The organism is Sulfitobacter sp. PM12 (genome assembly GCF_045586035.1).
GTDB lineage: Bacteria > Pseudomonadota > Alphaproteobacteria > Rhodobacterales > Rhodobacteraceae > Sulfitobacter > Sulfitobacter pontiacus.
Map to the genome: position 1 here is coordinate 1,529,680 of NZ_CP151529.1, position 19,954 is coordinate 1,549,633.

The window sequence follows — 19,954 nt, forward strand, 5'->3', positions numbered from 1 at the left end:
CAACCACACAGGATCGTTCATGTCAGCCGATAGCCCGCGCACTGCCAGCCAGCCCAAGCCCGCCACCCAATATCCCATGACAGAAGAGGAGATCGCCCAAGCTGCAGAACGGCAGTCGAACCTGCTTGTCCTGCGCAAGGTGGCCCCCTACCTGTGGCCCGACGATATGCCTTGGGTCAAGAAACGCGTGGTCTGGGCGCTGATCTTCTTGGTGGTGTCCAAGCTGATTTCTGTTGTTATTCCCGTACTTTACAAAGATGCGGTGGATGCTCTCGCGAATGAGGGCGTGCCGTTTCTGGCGCTTGGCGCGGTGGGGCTTACGATTGCCTATGGGATGGCCCGCGCGATGAACGTGGGCTTTCAACAGCTGCGCGACGCAGTCTTTGCCCGTGTCGGCCAGCGCGCCCTGCGGATGCTTGCGCTGGAGACGTTCGAGCATATTCACAAGCTGTCGATGCGCTATCACATCACGCGCAAGACCGGCGGGCTGAGCCGGATCATCGAACGCGGGGTCAAGGGTGTCGAATTCCTGCTGCGCTTCTTGCTCTTCTCGATCGGGCCGCTGATTCTGGAGCTGCTGCTGGTCGGCATCATCCTGACCGTGCTGTTCGACGCGTGGTATCTGCTGATCGTGACGGTCACCATCGGGCTTTACGTCTGGTTTACCTTCGCGGTGACCGAGTGGCGCGTGAAGCTGCGCCGCCAGATGAACGACCGCGACACAGATGCCAATCAAAAGGCCATCGACAGCCTGCTGAACTATGAAACCGTCAAGTATTTCGTCGCCGAACAGCGCGAGGCGCAGCGCTATGACGCGGCGATGGCGGGCTATGAAGAGGCGGCGATCAAGACGAACTACTCCCTTGCCTTCCTGAACTTCGGCCAGTCGTTGCTGATCACCTGCGGGTTGGTCGGCGTGATGATCCTGGCCGCTATCGGGGTGCAGAACGGTGATCTCACCGTGGGGGATTTCGTCATGGTCAACGCCTATATGGTGCAGTTGACCGTGCCGCTGAACTTCCTTGGGACCGTCTATCGCGAAATCCGTCAGGCGCTGGTCGATATGGGGCAGATGTTCACGCTGCTCGATCAACCGGCCGAAATCTCGGACAAGCCTGATGCCCCTGCGCTGCAAGTCTCGGGTGGGCGTGTCACGCTGGACAACGTGCGCTTTGGCTATGACGACGACCGAGAGATCCTAAAGGGCGTGTCGATCGAAGCCGCCCCGGGAGAGATGGTGGCGATTGTCGGCTCTACCGGATCGGGGAAATCCACCATCGGGCGTTTGCTGTTCCGGTTCTACGATGTGCAGGGCGGTGCCGTGCGTGTGGACGGGCAAGATGTGCGCGATGTGACCCAAGACAGCCTGCACCGCGCGATTGGCGTGGTGCCTCAGGATACCGTGCTGTTCAACGATACCATCGGCTATAACATTGCCTATGGCCGCGATAACGCCACGCAAGAAGACATTGAGGCCGCGGCAAAATCGGCGCAGATCCACGACTTTATCCAGCGTTTGCCCCACGGATATGAAACCGCTGTGGGTGAACGCGGGCTGAAACTGTCAGGGGGGGAAAAGCAGCGTGTCGGTATCGCGCGGACCCTGCTGAAAAACCCGCCGATCCTGCTGCTGGACGAAGCAACAAGCGCGCTGGACAGCGAGACGGAGCACGAGATTCAGGATGCCCTGCGTCAGGCGGGCAAGGGGCGCACGGTGCTGACCATCGCGCACCGCCTGTCCACCGTGGCCGAGGCCGACCGTATCGTCGTGCTGGAGCAAGGCGAGGTGGTCGAGCAGGGCACCCATGACGATCTGCTGGCCCGCAACGGGCGTTACGCACAGCTTTGGCAACGCCAGCAATCCGAGGGTGAATAGCTGACGCCGCCAAGGTTTGGTCGGCGCGGGGGTTATTCCTCCGCGATGGCCTTGTCGGTGAGCTTGTCCAGCGCGCCGGTCATTTTGGTCAGATATTCCGCGTCATCGGGCAACCCGTGGTCTGCGGCCAAAGTGGCGGGGTCGTGGTAGCTGACATGCACCATGCCGCTGTCATCGGCATAGGCCAGCACGCGCATGGGCAGGTCCAGACCGGCGGTCTGACCATCCAGCATCGCAGGCGTGCCCAGCTTGGGGTTGCCAAAGATCAGCAGCGTGGTCGGGCGCAGCTCCATATCCACTTTGGTCGCGCCTTCGGCGTGGTCCACGCGGGCAAAGACCGTGGCACCGGCTTCGGTCACTGCAGTTTCCAGACGGTCGATTGTGTCGGGGACGGAATGGGGGCTCATCTTGGTGATGATCTCGGCGGCGGCGGGCAGGGCGGCCAGCGTCGTGAGGGCGAGCGTTGTCGCGGCGAGTGTCTTGCGGATCATGAGGTCTCTCCTTCGGTTTGCGCGGCCCGTAGGCCACGGCTTCCCTCTGGAACCTAGTACGTCTTGCCCCATGAACGAGCAAAATTCGATCAACAAGCAGTGAATTGCCGGTATATGCATACAAACAACATGGTGCATTCTTGCCGTCGGGTGCATATGTGCTAGCTCAGCGCTGGCCGAGCGCCACGACGCGTGGCACCCCCACAGCCCTGCCCATAAATTTGAAGGACTACCCATGCCTGCCGGAATGTTCCGTACCGCCCTTATTCTTGGCTCTATCTGTGTGACAGGTCCTTTTGCCATCGACATGTATCTGCCTGCCTTGCCCGCGATCGAAGAGGCGCTGGATGTCTCTGTCTCGGCGGCCCAGATCACGCTGGTCGCCTATTTCCTCGCCTACGGCGTGTCGCAGCTGGTCTATGGGCCGCTGTCCGACCAGATCGGGCGCAAAAAGACTCTTGCCATCGGGATGAGCATTTTCTGCGTCGGCGCGGTGATCTGTGCTGTCGCCCCCGATATCGAGACGCTGGTCTTGGGGCGTCTGGTGCAGGGCATCGGCGGGGCGACGGTGATGGTCATTCCCCGTGCCATTGTGCGCGATATGTACACCGGTGCGCAGGCGACGCGGTTGATGTCGTCGATCATGCTGGTGATCTCGGTCTCGCCCATGCTGGCCCCTTTGGCGGGCAGCGCGGTGGTCAGTTTCGGCAGCTGGCGCGAGATTTTCCTCGCCCTCGCGATCCTTGCGGCGGCGACGTTGACGATGGCGCAGATCGCGTTGCCCGAGACGCTGACCGCAGACAAGCGCCGCAAGGTCAATCTGCGCGAGCTGTCGCGTAGCTGTGGTATCCTGTTCCGCGATCCGGTGTTCGTCGGCCTGACCTTCATCGCGGGTTTCGGCATGGCGAGCTTCTTTTTGTTCATCTCCAGCGCGTCCTTCGTCTACACGGGGCAATTCGGGCTGACCCCGACCGAGTTCTCGCTGGCCTTCGCCTTTAACGCGGTGGGGTTCTTTATCGCCACGCAAGCGGCGGGGCGTCTGGCGGATATGTGGGGGCTTGCCACGCTGATCGGGCGCGGTGTCACCGGCTTTGCCGTCTGCTCTGCGCTGTTGACGGGCGTTGTGCTCGCCGGTTTCGGCTCGCTGCCGGTGCTGTTGATCGGGCTGTTTCTGGCCTATTCCTTTCTGGGGGTCGTTGTGCCTTCGGCGATGGTTGCGGCACTTGATGCGCATGGGCGGCGCGCGGGTATGGCGTCCTCGCTCAGCGGAAGCCTGACAATGCTGACGGGGGCCTTTTGCATCGCTGCGACGACGCCGTTCTTTGACGGCACCGCCGTGCCCATGGTGGTGAGCATCGCGCTGTGTGGTGTGGCGGCATTGGCGCTGGTGATCTTTACCATGCCCAAGCTGCGCCAGCAGCAGGAGGCCGCGGCGGCCGACCAGATGCCCGCCGCGGCCTAAGGGTCATTCCGCCGGTGGGGTATGGGCCGGCGGTCCGGTGTCCTCCCACTGGATCACGGTTGTTTGCAGCCTGCGTGCGTCGCGCGCCAGCGCCCAGTCCTGCGCGGATTTGCTGGCGCGCCCCAGCGACATCTTGGCCAGCAGCCGCGCGATCCAGCGGGCGTAGGTGGTGGCCCACACGCGGATCGCCAGCATGGACGGGGTGACCAGCAGCGTCAGCACCGTCGCAATGCCCAGACCAAAGACCACCGCCGTTGCCAGCTGTTTCCACCACAGCGCTGTGGGGCTGTCGATGGTGTAGCCGCCATTGGCAAAGTCGAGGCTCAGCCCGAACATCATCGGCGCAAGCCCTGCCATCGTGGTGATGGTGGTCAGCAGAACGGGGCGGATACGGGCCTGCGCCGTGCGAATGATCGCCTCGATCCGCGGCATGTACTGGCTGAACTCCTGATAGGTATCGATCAGGATGATGTTATTGTTCACCACGATCCCCGCCAGCGCCACGATCCCCGTGCCCGTCATGATGATCGAAAACGTCTGATCCATCACCAACATGCCAATCAGCACGCCCGTGGTCGATAGCACCACCGCCAGCAGCACCAGCACCGAGTTGTAGATGCTGTTGAACTGCGCCAGCAGGATGATGAACATCAACCCCAGTGCCGCGGTAAAGGCCGAGGACAAGAACGCCTGACTTTCGGCCTGATCCTCTTGGTCGCCGGTCCATTCATAGCTGACGCCCGCGGGCAGGGGCCGGGTTTCCAGCCATTTGGTCAGCTCCGCAATCCGTTCGTTGGCATTGATCGGGATCATGCGCAGGCTGCCATTGTCCAGCTCTTGTTGTAGATCGACGCCTTGGGCGGCATTGGTCCGGTTGGTGATCTTGAAGGCCGCGCCCTCGGGCCCCGTGATATCGCCCGCGTCCCCCGCAGGGCGCATCGTAGCGAGGGTGATTGTCGTCTCGCCCGTCTGTCCCGTGCCCGCCTGTTCTGTGCCCGCTTGCGCGGTGCCTTGGGAGGCATCCACCGTGCGCACCAGCTTGACCAGCCCGGGGAAGACATCGGCCTTTACATCAAGATAGCGTTTCTGATCGATCCGGTTGATCTCTGCCAGCTTGGGCACGGGGGTGCGGGTGATGAAGTTCGACAGCGGCACCAGCCCATCCACCGTGCGCACCTTCAGCGTGTCCAGCGTGCTGAGCACACGGTCCTCTTGCGGCAGGCGCACCCTGATCTCGATCTCTTCGTCCGAACTGTCGACCCGCATCGTGTCCAGCAGCAGCCCGCGGGTGACCAGCTGCACCATTGCGCCGACGGTGACCACATCAGCCCCGTATTGCCCCGCCTTGGCGACATCCACGTCGATCTGCCAGTCGATGCCGGGCAGGGGGCGGGTGTCTTCGATCAGGGTCAGGCCGGGGGTTTTCTCGAAGGTGTCACGGGCCTGTGCCGTCGCGGCGATCAGGTCCGTGAAACTGTCGGATTTCAGACGCAGATGCACCGGCTTGCCCGACGCAGGGCCGCGCGCCTGTGCAAGGATTTCGATCTTGATGCCGGGGATCGCGCTCAGCGCTTCCGTGAGCTCTGCGATCACGATGTCGCCGTCCAGTTCCGGGCGCAGGGCGCGGTCTTCCCACGGGATGGTTTCAAGCTGCACCTGACCGATGCTGTCCTTGGGGGCCTGCGCCCCGCCGGTATTGCTGTCGAGCCCGCCCTCACCAGCAAAGGCAAAGGCGGTAGAGACACCGGGATGCGCCAGCACAATCGCCTCCGCCTGCTGCATGATCGCGTCTTTTTCCGCCAGCGACAGGTTGCCCCTTGCCAGCACATAGACAATCGCTTGCTCGGGTTCGGATTCGACAAAGAATTCCACGCCTTTGCTGTTGTTGCCAAAGAAGATCATTGTGGTGCCGACAAAGACAAAGACGACCCCCGCGACCACCAGCGGCATCACCGGATTGCCCGCGATAAAGGCAATGAGCCGCCCGAAGCCAGATCGACGGTAGCCGGCCTTGATCACGGTGGGCTCTTTGCGGAACAGCCGCGATGTGACCCAGCGGCCCCCGCGGCCCATGCGGGTGAACAACGCGAAAAAGCTGGTCAGCCCCAAAAGCACGCCCGATATCGCCACCGCCACCAGCGCGCAGAGCACCGCGATGCAGATAAAGACCACAGCAAAGACCGGAATGACCGAGCCAAGGATATCCAGCCCGTCCATGCCCGCGAACTGCGCCGAGATCACGGCAAACAGCGGCTGCATCAGCGCCAGCGGCAGGGCGATCATCGCGGCGACAATGGGAAACAGCAGCAGATGCAGATAGAACCGCAGCTTGGCGATGGCAGTCATATTCTGCGCCATCCAGCGTTCCAGCCGTCCGGTGACGCCGCCCATGACGGGTAGATAGATCAGCGCCACCACAAGCGAGGCGGAGAGCACAAAGATCAGCGTGACCGGCAACATGCCCATGAACTCCCCCGGGACGCCGGGCCAGAACAGCATGGGCAGGAACGCGCAAAGGGTGGTCGCGGTGGACGAGATGATGGGCCAGAACATGCGTTTGGCGGCCTCGACATAGGCGGCCATGGGGCCTTCGCCCTGTTGCTGGCGCGCGTCGGCATATTCCACCACAACAATCGCGCCATCCACCAGCATCCCCACCGCAAGGATCAGCCCGAACATCACGATGTTCGAGATGGAGATCCCCATCAGCGCGAGAAAGGCAAAACACAGCAGGAACGACGTGGGAATCGCAAAGCCCACCAGCAGGGCCGCACGGATCCCCAGGGCGGCAAGCACCACGATCATCACCAGCGCAATCGCGGTAAAGACCGACCCCAGAAGCTGCTGCACCATACTGTCGACGATGCGGCTTTGGTCGTTCGAGGTGCCAAGCGTGACAGCGGCTTTCAGCCCCTCTGGCCAGGCGGCGCTTTGGGCGGCGACGATCTCTTTCACCTGGGTGGAGGTGTCGATCAGGTTATAGCCCTTGCGTTTGACCACCTGCAGCGCCAGCGTCTTTTCCCCGTTGAACCGTGCGGTGCCTTCGCGGTCTTCAAAGGTCAGGTTGATGGTCGCCAGATCGCCCAGTGTCACCACGCGGTCGCCGTTGGTCTTGACCGGCAGCGCATAGACATCGCGCGGTTCATCAAAGGAGGACGGGATCTTGACCGAGAAACTGCCCTGATCCGATTGCACTTCGCCCGCGGCAATCAACTGGTTGTTATTCTGCACCACATTGATCAGCTCGCCCGCGGTCACGTCATAGGCTTCCAGCCGCAAGGGATCGATCAGCACCTCAAGCATCTCGTCACGGTCGCCCGCCAACCCTGCTTCAAGCACCGCATCCACACCTTCCAGCGCGTCCTGCAGATCACGCGCGACGCGGGCCATGGTACGTTCGGGTACGGGGCCGGTCAGGTTGACGATGATGATGGGGAATTCGGAAAAGTTGATCTCTGTGATCGAATATTTCTCGTAGCCTTCGGGGAATTTGGATTCCGCCGTGCTCATCGCGTCGCGCACATCGGCCATGATCTTGGACTTGTCCCAGCCGAATTCGAATTCCAGCGCGACACCGGCGTAGTTTTCGGCGGCGGTGCCGGTCATGGTCTTCAGGCCGTCCAGATCGGAAAGCTCCGTCTCCATCGGTTTGACCAGCAGGGTTTCGCTATCCGCGGCAGAGATGCCCGGAAACTGGACCGAGACGAAAAGCGCGGGGATCTCGATGTCGGGCTCGCCCTCTTTGGGCAGGGTGGAGTAGGCGTAGCCCCCCACCACGAGGCTCAGCAGGATAAACGCCATGACCATACGGGCACGGCCCGCGGCCCAATCGACCATGCCGCTCATTCCGGGGCCTCGTCGCGGAAGGTCGGGGTCACGGTCACGCCAGCGGTGACATATTCCTGTCCCAGAACGATGACATCTGCCTGTTCAGGCAGGCCGGTGACCCAGATGCCTTCGGGCGTGTCGCGCACAAGTGTGACTGCGGCGAAATCAACGGTATTCGCGGCGTCGATCAGACGCACGCCAAGGGTGCCGTCATCATTCAGCGTCAGGGCCGATTGCGGCAGCAGATGCGCCTCGACCCCGGCCGAGGCGATGGCGATTTCGGCGGTCTGGCCGTCGCGGATGCTCAGATCGGGGTTGGGCACCTCGATTTCCACCTGAAAGGTGCGCGTCGTCGGATCGGAGGCGCGCGAGATAAAAGTGACGGTGCCTGCGATCTCGCGGTCGCCCGCGGCCAGCCGCGCCTGCGCCTGCGCGCCAAGGCTGACGCGGTCAACCTCGGTCTCGGGGACAAAGCCCACCAGTTTGATCGGGTCAAGCTGGATCACCTGCGCACAAAGCGATCCGGTTTGCAGCAGGCTGCCAAGCTCTGCGGTGTCGCTTTCCAGCAGCCCTTCGAACGGCGCGGTGAGGGTCAGCCGGTCAATCTCGGCCTGGGTGCTGGCGACGGCGGCCTCCGCAGCCTCAATGCCGGAATGTGCTGCATTCAGCCCCGCCTCGGCAGAGCTGAGTGCGGCGCGCGCGGCGGCGACAGCAGCTTCGGCGGTGGCCAGCGTGGTCTGCGAGGAAAACCCGCCTTCGCCCAGTTTTTGTGCCGCGTTCAGCTTGATCAGGGTTTCATCCAGACGTGCCTGCGCCTCGGCCACGCGGGCCTGTGCCTCCGGGACGCGGGATTGTGCTTCGTTGCGGCGGGCCTCCGCCTCTGCCTGTTGCGCGCCACGGGTGCCGGGGTCCAGCTCGCACAGCACATCGCCCGCTTTCACGGTCGCGCCCTTGCGCAGCGGGGCCGATACCACAACGGCTGAGGTTTCCGCCTTGACCGCCACCTGCCGCGCCGCCGTGGTCTGACCGCGCACGATCACGGCAGAGGCGAGCGGTGCCGCCGCGCTGCGCTGCACCACGACCTTCACGCGCGCGGGCTCTGCCACATCGGAGGGGGACGCGGTATCGGTGCTGTCGGCATCCACCGCAGGCGCCGGAGGTTGCGCGGCCCCCTGTGCCAGCCCCAACAGGGCGTCACGTTCGAAAATTGCCATATACATCAGGGCGGAAACGGCGATGGCCGCCAGAAGGGGGAAGATGCGCATTCGGGCCTCGGTTCAGTGAAACGCGGGCGTTGCGGCACCGCAGTATGTCGTATGCTATAGGGCCAAATGCTTAAGCGAATAAAACTGAACTGCATAGTTCACTATTGAAAAAACTTGCGACATGCGACCTTGTGAACAACGCGTGGGTCATTTGCTGTGCAGCCAAGCCCTTGGCAGCCCCGCAGCCGCAGGTTAAGAGGGGCGTTAAATCAGGCGGGACGGGTACCACATGAGCGATACAGACAGTTTCATCGACGAAGTAAACGAAGAGGTCCGCCGCGACCGGTTCTACTTTATGCTCAAGCGCTATGGCTGGATTGCGGTGCTGGCCGTGATCCTGCTGGTCGGTGGGGCCGCGTGGAACGAATACCAGAAAGCGCAGGCCCGCGCAGAGGCGGAAACCCTTGGCGACGCGATGTTTGCAGCGCTTTCCGCTGAAGATACAGCCGCCCGCGCTGCCGCCTTTGAAGAAATCGAGGCCACAAACCCCCGCGCTGGTGCCATGCTGGGCTTGCTGACAGCCGCCGAACAAGCCGAAGCAGGCGAAACCGACGCCGCCGTCGCCACCTTGAACGGGATCGGGCTGGATGCGGATGTGCCCGCGATCTACCGCGAAATCGCCCAGTTCAAGGCGATTACTCTGCAAGGATCGGATATGCCCGCCAATGAACGCCGTCTGGCGTTGGAAAATCTGGCGCAGCCCGGCAGCAGCCTGCGCTTGCTGGCGCAAGAACAACTGGCCATGATCGACATCGAAGAAGACGCCCCCGAGGCGGCGATCGAACGGTATCAGGGGATCCTGAACGACGCGGATGTGACCTCGGACTTGCAACAACGCGCCCTTCAGGTGATTGTCGCCTTGGGGGGGGATCCGCAAATGGGTACCGCAGCCCCCGCGCCGCAAACGGACACCGTGCCGGCGCTGGATGCAGACAATAACTAATCCTGCCTGAACCCTTCAGGTGACACGGACTTAAAGAGCAAAGCGAGCAGGGCCATGACCATTCTCCACAGCATCTCCTTGAAACCCACGTCGACGCGCCGTGCCTCACTTGGGATGGGGGCGGTGGTGGCATCGCTGCTGCTGTCGGCCTGCGCCGAACCAGAGGTGATCCTGCCCGGCGTGCGCGAGGATGTGCGATCGGTCCTGCAAGGCAGCGACGGCTTTGCAGCCCCCGCCGATGCGCCGGTGCCAGCCAATACAACACGCGCGATTTCGCTGCCCGCGGCGACTGCAAACGCGAGCTGGTCGCAAAGCCCGGGCACACCAAGCACCCGCGTCAGCCACCCCGCGCTTGGTGCGGCACCGCAGCTTGCGTGGTCCGCCTCTATCGGGAAGGGCGACAGCCGCAAGCAGCGCATCACCGCGACGCCTGTCGTGTCGGGTGGGCGTGTGTTCACCATCGATTCCGGCGCGACGGTCACCGCGACCTCTGCCACATCGGGGGCGACCCTCTGGACCCGTGACCTGACGCCGCAAAGCGACGGGCAGGGGGATGCGACGGGCGGCGGCTTGGCCGTCGATGGCAACACAGTCTATGTTTCGCTCGGCTTCGGGTCGGTCACGGCGCTGGATGTCGACAGTGGCGGCACGCGCTGGACACAGGATATCGACGGTACCGGATCGGGGGCCCCGACAGTCTTTGGCGATATGGTCTATTTCACCTCCGGCGACGATACCGGTTGGGCGCTGGATAAATCCAATGGCCGCGTGCAATGGCAGACCGGATCGACCAGCAGCATCAACAATGTGCTTGGCGCACCGGCCCCCGCCGTGGGGTCGCAGATCGCCGTGCTGGCCTTTGGCTCGGGCGAGGTGCAAGGGCTCTTCCGTCAGGGCGGGCTGGATCGTTGGAACACGTCTGTCGTGGGCAAACGCCCGGGGCGCGCGCTGGCCAATATCTCTGACGTGACAAGCGCGCCGGTGATCTCGGGCGATACCGTTTACGTGGGCAACCAGTCGGGCCGTCTGGCGGCGCTGAGCCTTGGCGGCGGCGAACGCCAGTGGACCGCGCGCGAAGGCGCGATCGGCCCCGTCTGGCCCGCAGGCGACAGCGTCTTTGTCGTGACCGACCTGAACGAGCTGGTGCGTCTGGATGCCAGCACCGGCACCCGCATCTGGGGCACGCCGCTGCCGAATTTCGTCAAGGACAAGCCCAAGCGCCAGTCCGAGGTCTTTGGCAACTACGGCCCCATCCTTGCCGGTGGCCGCGTGATCGTGGCCTCTAGCGATGGTACGCTGCGCAGCTTTGACCCCACCAATGGCGCGTTGGTTGCACAGGTGATGATCCCCGGCGGGGCGACCACTGCGCCGGTCGTGGCGGGGGGCGTTCTGTACGTCGTATCCGCGAAAGGGCAATTGCACGCTTTCCGTTAGGCCGCAAATAGGCTAAGCGGCGGGCTTGACCTAGTCTTCGGAGCCGTTCCATGTCTTTCACCCTCGCCATTGTGGGCCGTCCCAACGTCGGGAAATCCACGCTGTTCAACCGTCTGGTCGGTAAAAAGCTGGCGTTGGTCGATGATCAGCCCGGTGTGACGCGCGATCTGCGCGAAGGCGCGGCGCGGCTTGCCGACCTGCGATTCACTGTGGTGGATACCGCCGGACTTGAAGAAGTCACCGACGACAGTTTGCAGGGCCGGATGCGCCGCCTGACAGAACGTGCCGTGGATATGGCGGACATCTGCCTGTTCATGATCGACGCCCGCGTCGGTGTCACGCCGTCTGATCTGGTCTTTGCCGATATCCTGCGCAAGAAATCCGCCCATGTCATTCTGGCCGCCAACAAGGCAGAGGGCAAAGCCGCCGACGCCGGTGTGATCGAGGCCTACAGCCTTGGCCTTGGCGAACCGATCCGCCTGTCTGCCGAACACGGCGAGGGGCTGAACGACCTTTACACCCATCTGATGCCAATCGCTGACGGCTTCGCCGAGCGGGCGCAAACCGATGCGCCGGAAACAGATGTGGACCTGACCGAAGAAGAAGCCGAACTGGGCGACGAAGAGGCACCCATGCCCGTCCCCACCAAGACCAAGCCCTTGCAGGTGGCCGTCGTAGGGCGCCCGAACGCAGGCAAATCCACCCTGATCAACCAGATTATGGGCGAAGATCGTCTGCTCACCGGACCGGAGGCGGGGATCACCCGTGATGCGATTTCGCTGCAGACCGACTGGTTCGACGTGCCCATGCGGATCTTTGACACCGCCGGGATGCGTAAACGCGCCAAGGTGCAGGAAAAGCTCGAAAAGCTGAGCGTCAGCGATGGTTTACGTGCGGTGAAATTCGCCGAGGTCGTGGTGGTTCTGCTGGATGCGGATATCCCCTTTGAACAGCAAGACCTGCGCATCGCCGATCTGGCCGAACGCGAAGGCCGCGCCGTTGTGGTTGCGGTGAACAAATGGGACCTTGAGACCGACAAACAGGGCAAGTTGAAAGACCTGCGCGAAAGCTTTGAACGGCTTCTGCCGCAGCTCAAGGGCGCGCCTTTGGTGACCGTTTCGGCCAAGACCGGGCGCGGGATGGACCGTTTGCACAACGCGATCATGCGCGCCTATGAGGTCTGGAACCGCCGTGTCACCACGGCACAGCTCAACCGCTGGCTGTCTGGGATGATGGAGGCGCACCCGCCCCCCGCGCCGCAGGGCAAGCGTATCAAGCTGCGCTATATGACCCAAGCCAAGACCCGCCCGCCGGGGTTCGTGGTCATGTGCAGCCACCCCGATAAGGTGCCGGAAAGCTATAACCGCTATCTTGTCAACGGGTTACGGATCGACTTTGACATGCCGGGCACGCCGATCCGCCTGTGGATGCGCGGCCAATCGGACGCCAACCCCTATAAGGGGCGCAAAAAGGCGAAACCGTCGAAGCTGCGCAAACATACCGACGGGCACCGCAAGGACCGCTAGGGACTGTAGAGCTTTCGAAAAATCGGGACCGGAGTTTACAAAACTCCGGTCCTTTGCGTTTAGCCGCGCCGCCATGACCGGTAGGTGGGCAGGATCAACGCAATGGCACCCCCCGCGGCCAGCGCCGCAACGGTCGGGGCCGTCGCGACATTCGCCACCACAACAGCGATCAGCGCCCAGATCACCCCGATCCCATAGGTCGGCGCGCGCATCAGCGACGATTGCACCCCCGCTGCAATCACAATCGCCAGCCCGACAAAGACCAGCCCCGCGGTTGGCCCGCTCATCCAGCCATAACCGGCCGCCACCAGCCCCAGAGACACGCAGGATGCCGCGCTCAGCCAGCCCGCATAAAGCCCCACGGGCAGGGCAGCAAAGCCGCGATCTTCTCGCGGGGCGCGGAACAACGCGTAAAGCGCCGACACCAGCATCACCCAGATCAACACCGACGCCCAGATCGGGCTGGCCACGGCCACCGCAAGCCAGAAACAGCCCACAAACAGCGACAGCGCAAGCGGCAGACGCATGTCGTGCCAAAGGTAATCCTCGCGGCGTTTCCACAGGCCCCAGCCCATGCCGACGATCAGCCAGACATAGATCAGCCCCCAGATCGAGAACGCGTAGCCCGCAGGCTGCACCGGCGGGTTGTCTTGGGGAATTGGGAATTGGTCCGGCGAAAAGCCGTTGAAGCCGGAGACAAAAAAAGGCGACAGGGCAAAGCCGATCGCCAGCAGAAAGGTCAAAAGGGCAATAAGGGAACGGGACATCGGGCTACCTTGCGAAAAGTGGTTCTCGCCTCAGATAGCCCCATGATCCCAGCGTTCAATCAGCTGAGCGTGCCGTCAACGCCCAAAGTGGTCTTGCCGCCCAGATAGGGGGCCAGCACATCGGGCAGTTTGACCGACCCATCGGCCTGCTGGCCGTTTTCCAGCACCGCGATCAGGCAGCGCCCGACGGCCAGACCGGAGCCGTTCAACGTGTGCACGAACTGCGGTTTGCCGCCATCTGCGGGTTTGAACCGTGCGTTCATCCGCCGCGCCTGAAAATCCCCCGTGGTCGAGACAGAGCTGATCTCGCGGTAGGCGTTCTGACCGGGGAGCCATGCCTCGATGTCAAAGGTCCGGCGCGCGCCAAAACCCATGTCACCGGTGCACAGGATCACGGTGCGGTAAGGCACGCCCAGACGTTCCAGCATGTCTTCGGCACAGCGCAGCATCCGCTTTTGTTCGTCGTCGGATTGATCGGGGTGGGTGACCGATACCATCTCGACTTTCTCGAACTGGTGCTGACGCAGCATGCCCGAGGTGTCGCGGCCCGCGCTGCCCGCCTCGGAACGGAAGCACAGGGTGTGGGCGGTCATCCGGCGGGGCAGGGCGGCTTCTTCCAGCACGTCACCGGCGACCGAATAGGTCAGCGTCACTTCGGAGGTGGGGATCAGCCACCAGCCGTTTGTGGTCTGATAGCTGTCGTCGCCGAACTTGGGCAGCTTGTCGGTGCCATACATCGCCTCGTCGCGCACCAGCACGGGGGTCATATGTTCGGTCAGCCCGTTTTCATCGACATGGGTGTCGATCATGAACTGCGCCAGCGCACGGTGAATCCGCGCCACGGCCCCTTTAAGCATCACAAAGCGCGCGCCGGAGGTTTTGGCGGCGGTTTCGAAATCCATCGACGCCGCGACGCTGGCGATCTCGAAATGCTCTTTCGCCTTGAAATCAAACGTTGGTACATCGCCCCAGCGGTTCACTTCGACATTGTCAGCCTCGTCCGCGCCGTCGGGGGCATCATCGGCGGGCAGGTTGGGGATGCGCGCCAGCATGTCAGTCAACTGCGCGTCCAGATCCTTGGCCTCTGCCTGCATGGCGGTGACTTCGGCCTTCTTGTCGCTGACCAAGGTGCGCAGACGTTCGAATTCGGCCTCGTCGCCCTTGGCCTTGGCCGCGCCAACCAGTTTGGAGGCTTTGTTCTGCTCGGCCTGCGCGGTTTCCGCTGCTGAAATCTTGGCCCGCCGTGCCTCGTCCAGTGCCAGTACCTGCGCGCTCACAGGGGTGTCGCCGCGCCGTGCGAGGGCGGCGTCGAAAGCATCGGGGTTTTCACGGATGGCTTTGATGTCGTGCATGGGCTGTTCCTTTGTCGTCCGAGTCGCATAATCTGCGTTGCGCGCGTTATGCCCGATTGTGGATCGCGGTGCCAGATGTGGATGCGCCGGGGGGCGATCCGGCCCTATGATGCTTGCGCAAACAGCTTATTGCAGGCTGCGACACCGGGCAGCGCCATTTCCCCCCGGAACCCACCTTGCAAAGCCCCGCGTCTGACCATAGGTTCCGCCAAACTTAGACGGCAGGCCGTTTGCGGCATGCGCCCAACACAAAGGACGACCTCCATGGAAGCCATTCAGCAATTTGTACCCCTGATCCTGATCTTCGCGATCATGTATTTTCTGCTTATCCGCCCTCAGCAAAAGAAGGTGAAAGAGCATAAGGCAATGGTGGACGGTCTGCGTCGTGGCGATCAAGTGGTCACCGCTGGCGGTCTGATCGGCAAAGTCGTCAAAGTCAAAGATGACGGCGAGCTGGAAGTCGAACTGGCCGACAACGTCAAAGTGCGCGTTGTGCAATCGACCATCGCCACCGTCGTCTCCAAGACCGAACCAGCCAAGTAAGCGCCCCTTCGGGCGTGTCGAGAAAAGGGCAGTACCATGCTTCAGATTGATCTGTGGAAACGGGTGTTGATCATCCTCACCTGTGCCGCTGGCCTGTGGCTGGCGCTGCCCAATGCGTTTTACGGTCCCGTCGAACAGCACAATGATGCGGTCAAGGCGATCAGCGTTGCTGGCGCCACCCCCGAGCTTGAGGCGCAAAAGGCGCTTTGGCCCGAGTGGATGCCGGAACGTCTGGTCAACCTTGGCCTCGATCTGCGCGGCGGGGCCCATTTGCTGGCCGAAGTGAATGTCGAAGATGTTTACGCCAACCGGATGGAAGCCGCCTGGCCCGAGGTCCGCGATGCGTTACGCTCGATCACGCCGGTCCGCCGCGTTGACGCCCCCAAGGGCGAGCTGCGCGTGCGCATCAACGATGCCTCTGTCATGGCACAAGCGCTGGAGGCGACCCGTGCCTTGGCCCGCCCCGTGCAGTCGCTGACGGGCACAGGGCAAAACGACATCGTGGTAAACGGTGCCAATGACATCATCACCATCACGCTGACCGATGCCGAGAAACAGGCCACGGACGAGCGCACGATGCAGCAGTCGCTGGAAATCATCCGCCGCCGCATCGACGAGGTGGGTACACGTGAGCCCACGATCCAGCGTCAGGGTTCGGACCGTATCCTTATTCAGGTGCCCGGCATCGGGTCGGCCGCAGAGCTGAAAGCGATCATCGGGACCACCGCGCAGCTGACGTTCAACCCCGTGGTGAACCGTGGTGCCAATGAAAACGCGGCGCCGGGTCTGGGCAATTCGCTTTTGCCCGACGCCGAAGCGCCCGGTGTCTTCTACATCATCGAAACCGCGCCCGTCGTGACCGGCGAACAGCTGGTCGATGCGCAGCCCAGCTTTGACCAGAACGGCCGCCCCGCTGTCAGCTTCCGCTTTGACACCACCGGCGCGCGCAAGTTCGGCACCTACACGGCAGAGAACATCGGCGCGCCTTTCGCCATTGTACTGGATGACGAGGTCATCAGCGCCCCCACCATCCAAAGCGCTATTCCCGGCGGGTCGGGTATCATCACCGGCAACTTCACTGTCGAGGAATCCACCAATCTGGCCGTCTTGCTGCGGGCAGGGGCCTTGCCCGCGGGGCTGACCTTTGTCGAGGAACGCACCATCGGGCCGGAACTGGGGCAAGACAGCATTGACGCGGGCAAGATCGCGACCAGCGTCGCCTTTGCCGCGGTACTGTTCTTTATGTGGGCCAGCTACGGGCTGTTCGGGCTGTTTGCCAATATCGCGCTGATCATCAACGTCGGCATGATCTTTGGCTTGCTGAGCCTGATTGGTGCCACGCTGACCCTGCCCGGTATCGCGGGGATCGTTCTGACAGTGGGTATGGCGGTGGACGCCAACGTGCTGATCTTTGAACGCATCCGCGAAGAGCTCAAGACCGCCAAGGGACCGGCCCGCGCCATCAGCCTTGGCTATGAACGCGCGCTTAGCGCCATTCTGGACGCCAACATCACCACCTTCATCATTGCAACGATCCTCTTTGTGCTTGGCTCCGGCCCTGTGCGCGGGTTCGCGGTGACGCTGGGACTTGGCATCGTAACGTCGGTCTTTACGGCGTATTTCGTCACACGTCTGATCGTGGTGTTCTGGTTTGAACGCCGCCGTCCCAAGACAATCACGGTATAGGAACGCGCACCATGCGGCTGAGACTGATCCCCGACGATACGAATATCGACTTCTTCAAACACGCTAGACTGACCTTTGGGGCTTCCTGTGTGGCGGTGCTGCTGGCCTTGGCCGTGTGGTTCACCATGGGTCTGAACTACGGCATCGACTTCCGCGGGGGCACGACCCTGCGCACGCAAAGCGACGCAGCCGTGGACGTGGCGGCCTACCGCACGGCGCTGGAACCGCTGGAGCTTGGCGATGTGTCCATCTCAGAGGTGTTTGACCCTGCCAGCGACAGCACCAAACATGTCGCGATGGTCCGCATCCAAGCCCAGGAGGGCGAAGAGGCCGCATCCCCCGAGATGATCCAGAATGTCGAGGAAGCGTTGAAAACCGTTGCCCCGAACATCGTCTTCACCTCGGTCGAATCTGTTGGCCCCAAAGTGTCGGGCGAGCTGATCCAGACCGCGTTTCTGGCCGTTGCCGCCTCCCTCGGGGCGATCCTGATCTACATCTGGCTCAGGTTCGAATGGCAGTTCTCTGTCGGGGCGGTCGCGGCGCTGTTTCATGATGTGGTGTTGACCATCGGCGTCTTCTCGGCCCTGCAGATCCGGTTCGATCTGGCGGTGATCGCGGCGATCCTGACCATCATCGGCTATTCGATCAACGACACCGTGGTGATCTTTGACCGCCTGCGTGAAAATCTGCGCAAATACAAGAAACGCGACCTGCGCGAGATCATGAACCTCAGCGTTAACGAAACTCTGAGCCGGACCTTGATGACATCGGGCACCACCTTGCTCGCGCTCATCGCGCTGCTGGTTCTGGGCGGCGATGTGATCCGTGGCTTTGTCTTCGCGATTACATGGGGCGTTGTTGTGGGCACCTATTCTTCGGTCTATGTGGCCAAGAACGTCGTGCTGTTTCTGGGCGTCAAACGCGACTGGTCCAAGAAAGACAACAACAACACCGGCCAATACGCCAACATCGACGCGTAATATATTTCGCTGTCAGCAGGGCACCCCTTGCTGGCAGCACCGTTCCGCGCCCGCCTCCGGCGCGACGCTTTGCCCATAGGGCCCGCCCCATTTCACCGCCAGTTGACCTGTATTGTCCGCGCGTGATCCGCTATGATCGCGCAGCCCCCGCGAGAAGGAGAACATCATGCGTTTGAATGAGGTCGTGTATTCGGATGCCAAACCCGTCGAAGGCTATGGCCCCGGTTTCTTCCGTATTGGCGGCACTGTGTTCGAAGGGCCGGTGATCGCAGGCACCTCTGGGGTTTCTGCGTGGCAAGGCTTCGACGATCACGCACCGCTGCTGGCGTTGGCGGGCAAGATCGACATCCTGTTCATCGGCACCGGGGCCGAGATTGCGCATATCCCGGCCGACCTGCGCAGCACGCTGGAAGATGCGGGCATCGGGGTTGATGTCATGTCGTCCCCCGCGGCGGCGCGGACATACAACGTCCTGCTCAGCGAAGGCCGTCGCATCGCTTTGGCGATGATCCCCGTCTGATATGACCCTGCGTGTCACCGACCTTGCCGTCGCGCGCGGCGGTGTGCCCGTGCTGGACGGGGTGTCCTTTGCGGTTGAACCGGGGGCTGCCTTGATCCTGCGTGGTCCGAACGGGGCGGGCAAGACCACGCTGCTGCGCTGCATCGCGGGGCTGCAACCGCCCTTGTCGGGGCAGATCGACGGGGCAGAGGAAACCATCGCCTACGCCGGTCATGCCGACGGGCTGAAAGCGATGCTGAGCGTGCGCGAAAACCTCACATTCTGGGCACAGGTCTTCGGGCAGCGCGATATCTCTGACGCATTGGCCGCCTATGACCTTGAGCCGCTGCAAGACCGGCTGGCAGGCACCTTGTCGGCGGGGCAAAAGCGACGCTTGGGGCTGGCGCGGTTGATGGTCACGGGGCGGCCCATCTGGGTGCTGGACGAGCCGACCGTGTCGCTGGACGCCGCCGCCGTTGGGCTTTTCGCCGCGGCGGTGACGGCGCATCTGGGGGCGGGCGGCATGGCGCTGATCGCGACACATATCGACCTTGGCCTGAAAGCGCATAGCTTTGACATCACCCCGTTTCGCGCCAAACCATCACAGCGCAGCGGTGCCAGTGACGAGGCTTTCCTGTGATCGCCTTGCTGCGCCGTGACCTGATGCTTGCCTTTCGGGCGGGCGGGGGCTTTGGCCTTGGGCTGGCGTTCTTCCTGATTGTGACCGTACTGGTGCCCTTCTCGGTCGGGCCGCAACCCGATCTGTTGGGGACCATCGCGCCCGGTGTGCTTTGGCTGGGGGCGCTGCTGGCCTGCCTGCTCTCGCTCGACCGGTTGCTTGCGCTGGATTACGAGGATGGCACGCTGGACCTGCTGGCCACGGCACCGCTGCCGCTTGAGGCGGCGTTGAGCGTCAAGGCGCTGTCCCACTGGGTGACGACAGGGCTGCCGCTGGTGCTTGCGGCGCCTGTGTTGGGGGTGATGCTGAACCTCGCGCCTTCGGGGTATCTGTGGTTGGTGGCCTCGCTGGGTCTGGGCACGCCCGCGCTGTCGGTGATCGGCACCTTTGGCGCGGCGCTGACCGTGGGCATCAAACGCGGCGGGTTGCTGATGTCGTTGCTGGTGCTGCCGCTGTACGTGCCGACGCTGATCTTCGGGGCAGAGGCCGCGCGCCGCGGCGCAATGGGGCTGGATGCCACGACCCCTCTGACCCTGCTGGCTGGCATCACCTTTGGCACCATCGCGCTCATGCCCTTCGCCTCTGCCGCGGTGCTGCGGATGACCTTAAGGTGAGTGCGCGCT

General features: G+C 62.8%; 16 protein-coding genes. 11 read left to right on the forward strand and 5 right to left on the reverse strand.

All coding sequences use genetic code 11. From position 1 onward, the window contains the following. Positions 1-76 precede the first annotated feature (76 nt). On the forward strand, positions 77-1,876 hold the full coding sequence (locus AADW22_RS07325) for an ABC transporter ATP-binding protein/permease (RefSeq protein ID WP_037944991.1): 1,800 nt from the start codon (positions 77-79) through the stop codon (positions 1,874-1,876). A 32-nt stretch (positions 1,877-1,908) separates the two neighbouring features. Here AADW22_RS07325 and AADW22_RS07330 read toward each other — a convergent pair whose 3' ends face one another. Then, complete coding sequence (locus AADW22_RS07330) at positions 1,909-2,367, reverse strand: DUF302 domain-containing protein (RefSeq protein ID WP_407473394.1); 459 nt, start codon at positions 2,365-2,367, stop codon at positions 1,909-1,911. Positions 2,368-2,602: 235 nt separating this feature from the next. On the opposite strand from AADW22_RS07330, the gene AADW22_RS07335 reads away from it, so the two are divergent. Then, positions 2,603-3,829: a multidrug effflux MFS transporter gene (locus AADW22_RS07335; RefSeq protein WP_407473395.1), complete on the forward strand. Its 1,227-nt coding sequence runs from the start codon at positions 2,603-2,605 to the stop codon at positions 3,827-3,829. A 3-nt stretch (positions 3,830-3,832) separates the two neighbouring features. Here AADW22_RS07335 and AADW22_RS07340 read toward each other — a convergent pair whose 3' ends face one another. Both AADW22_RS07340 and AADW22_RS07345 read right to left on the reverse strand, forming a co-directional pair. Further along, the gene (locus AADW22_RS07340; RefSeq protein ID WP_407473396.1) at positions 3,833-7,675 is read right to left on the reverse strand and encodes an efflux RND transporter permease subunit; all 3,843 of its coding nucleotides are present in this window, start codon (positions 7,673-7,675) and stop codon (positions 3,833-3,835) included. Beyond that, positions 7,672-8,922 carry an efflux RND transporter periplasmic adaptor subunit gene (locus AADW22_RS07345; RefSeq protein ID WP_407473397.1) on the reverse strand — a complete coding sequence of 417 codons (1,251 nt, stop codon included), beginning with the start codon at positions 8,920-8,922 and terminating at the stop codon, positions 7,672-7,674. The genes AADW22_RS07340 and AADW22_RS07345 overlap by 4 nt, the downstream gene beginning before the upstream one ends. A gap of 229 nt (positions 8,923-9,151) precedes the next feature. Between AADW22_RS07345 and AADW22_RS07350 the strand changes: the two genes are divergently transcribed. Genes AADW22_RS07350 through der form a run of 3 tightly spaced genes read left to right on the forward strand, consistent with a single transcriptional unit; the run spans position 9,152 to position 12,825 of the window. Continuing rightward, entirely contained in the window at positions 9,152-9,865 is a 714-nt protein-coding gene (locus AADW22_RS07350; protein WP_184582497.1) for a tetratricopeptide repeat protein, read from the forward strand. A 54-nt stretch (positions 9,866-9,919) separates the two neighbouring features. Continuing rightward, complete coding sequence (locus AADW22_RS07355) at positions 9,920-11,299, forward strand: PQQ-binding-like beta-propeller repeat protein (RefSeq protein ID WP_407473398.1); 1,380 nt, start codon at positions 9,920-9,922, stop codon at positions 11,297-11,299. 50 nt (positions 11,300-11,349) lie between these two features. Continuing rightward, positions 11,350-12,825, forward strand: coding sequence for a ribosome biogenesis GTPase Der (der, locus tag AADW22_RS07360; RefSeq protein WP_407473399.1), 1,476 nt, complete (start codon positions 11,350-11,352; stop codon positions 12,823-12,825). Between the two features lie 59 nt (positions 12,826-12,884). On the opposite strand, the gene AADW22_RS07365 is transcribed toward der, so the two are convergent. Beyond that, positions 12,885-13,592, reverse strand: coding sequence for a hypothetical protein (locus AADW22_RS07365; RefSeq protein WP_407473400.1), 708 nt, complete (start codon positions 13,590-13,592; stop codon positions 12,885-12,887). Between the two features lie 59 nt (positions 13,593-13,651). Further along, positions 13,652-14,944 (reverse strand): serine--tRNA ligase, encoded by a 1,293-nt coding sequence (gene serS, locus AADW22_RS07370; protein WP_304950587.1) that lies wholly within the window; start codon positions 14,942-14,944, stop codon positions 13,652-13,654. Positions 14,945-15,208: 264 nt separating this feature from the next. Between serS and yajC the strand changes: the two genes are divergently transcribed. The 6 genes from yajC to ccmB all read left to right on the forward strand — a co-directional run bounded on the left by yajC (position 15,209) and on the right by ccmB (position 19,945). Beyond that, positions 15,209-15,487, forward strand: coding sequence for a preprotein translocase subunit YajC (gene yajC / locus AADW22_RS07375; RefSeq protein WP_005852640.1), 279 nt, complete (start codon positions 15,209-15,211; stop codon positions 15,485-15,487). Between the two features lie 36 nt (positions 15,488-15,523). Further along, the gene (gene secD / locus AADW22_RS07380; RefSeq protein WP_037943942.1) at positions 15,524-17,173 is read left to right on the forward strand and encodes a protein translocase subunit SecD; all 1,650 of its coding nucleotides are present in this window, start codon (positions 15,524-15,526) and stop codon (positions 17,171-17,173) included. An 11-nt stretch (positions 17,174-17,184) separates the two neighbouring features. Next, positions 17,185-18,153, forward strand: coding sequence for a protein translocase subunit SecF (secF, locus tag AADW22_RS07385; RefSeq protein WP_037943943.1), 969 nt, complete (start codon positions 17,185-17,187; stop codon positions 18,151-18,153). Between the two features lie 166 nt (positions 18,154-18,319). Next, complete coding sequence (locus AADW22_RS07390) at positions 18,320-18,673, forward strand: Mth938-like domain-containing protein (RefSeq protein WP_005852646.1); 354 nt, start codon at positions 18,320-18,322, stop codon at positions 18,671-18,673. 1 nt (position 18,674) lies between these two features. Then, positions 18,675-19,292, forward strand: coding sequence for a heme ABC exporter ATP-binding protein CcmA (gene ccmA / locus AADW22_RS07395; protein WP_407473401.1), 618 nt, complete (start codon positions 18,675-18,677; stop codon positions 19,290-19,292). Next, complete coding sequence (gene ccmB, locus AADW22_RS07400; protein ID WP_005852650.1) at positions 19,289-19,945, forward strand: heme exporter protein CcmB; 657 nt, start codon at positions 19,289-19,291, stop codon at positions 19,943-19,945. Before ccmA ends, ccmB begins: the two co-directional genes overlap by 4 nt. The last annotated feature ends 9 nt before the right edge of the window (positions 19,946-19,954 follow it).

What these genes read in the sequence shown, in the direction of transcription:
- AADW22_RS07350 (WP_184582497.1), top strand. Translation starts at nt 9,152, where the DNA reads ATGAGCGATACAGACAGTTTCATCGACGAAGTAAACGAAGAGGTCCGC.
- der (WP_407473399.1), top strand. Translation starts at nt 11,350, where the DNA reads ATGTCTTTCACCCTCGCCATTGTGGGCCGTCCCAACGTCGGGAAATCC.
- serS (WP_304950587.1), bottom strand. Translation starts at nt 14,944, where the DNA reads ATGCACGACATCAAAGCCATCCGTGAAAACCCCGATGCTTTCGACGCC.
- AADW22_RS07345 (WP_407473397.1), bottom strand. Translation starts at nt 8,922, where the DNA reads ATGCGCATCTTCCCCCTTCTGGCGGCCATCGCCGTTTCCGCCCTGATG.
- ccmA (WP_407473401.1), top strand. Translation starts at nt 18,675, where the DNA reads ATGACCCTGCGTGTCACCGACCTTGCCGTCGCGCGCGGCGGTGTGCCC.
- AADW22_RS07335 (WP_407473395.1), top strand. Translation starts at nt 2,603, where the DNA reads ATGCCTGCCGGAATGTTCCGTACCGCCCTTATTCTTGGCTCTATCTGT.
- AADW22_RS07330 (WP_407473394.1), bottom strand. Translation starts at nt 2,367, where the DNA reads ATGATCCGCAAGACACTCGCCGCGACAACGCTCGCCCTCACGACGCTG.
- AADW22_RS07355 (WP_407473398.1), top strand. Translation starts at nt 9,920, where the DNA reads ATGACCATTCTCCACAGCATCTCCTTGAAACCCACGTCGACGCGCCGT.
- secF (WP_037943943.1), top strand. Translation starts at nt 17,185, where the DNA reads ATGCGGCTGAGACTGATCCCCGACGATACGAATATCGACTTCTTCAAA.
- AADW22_RS07340 (WP_407473396.1), bottom strand. Translation starts at nt 7,675, where the DNA reads ATGAGCGGCATGGTCGATTGGGCCGCGGGCCGTGCCCGTATGGTCATG.
- AADW22_RS07390 (WP_005852646.1), top strand. Translation starts at nt 18,320, where the DNA reads ATGCGTTTGAATGAGGTCGTGTATTCGGATGCCAAACCCGTCGAAGGC.
- secD (WP_037943942.1), top strand. Translation starts at nt 15,524, where the DNA reads ATGCTTCAGATTGATCTGTGGAAACGGGTGTTGATCATCCTCACCTGT.
- AADW22_RS07365 (WP_407473400.1), bottom strand. Translation starts at nt 13,592, where the DNA reads ATGTCCCGTTCCCTTATTGCCCTTTTGACCTTTCTGCTGGCGATCGGC.
- AADW22_RS07325 (WP_037944991.1), top strand. Translation starts at nt 77, where the DNA reads ATGACAGAAGAGGAGATCGCCCAAGCTGCAGAACGGCAGTCGAACCTG.
- yajC (WP_005852640.1), top strand. Translation starts at nt 15,209, where the DNA reads ATGGAAGCCATTCAGCAATTTGTACCCCTGATCCTGATCTTCGCGATC.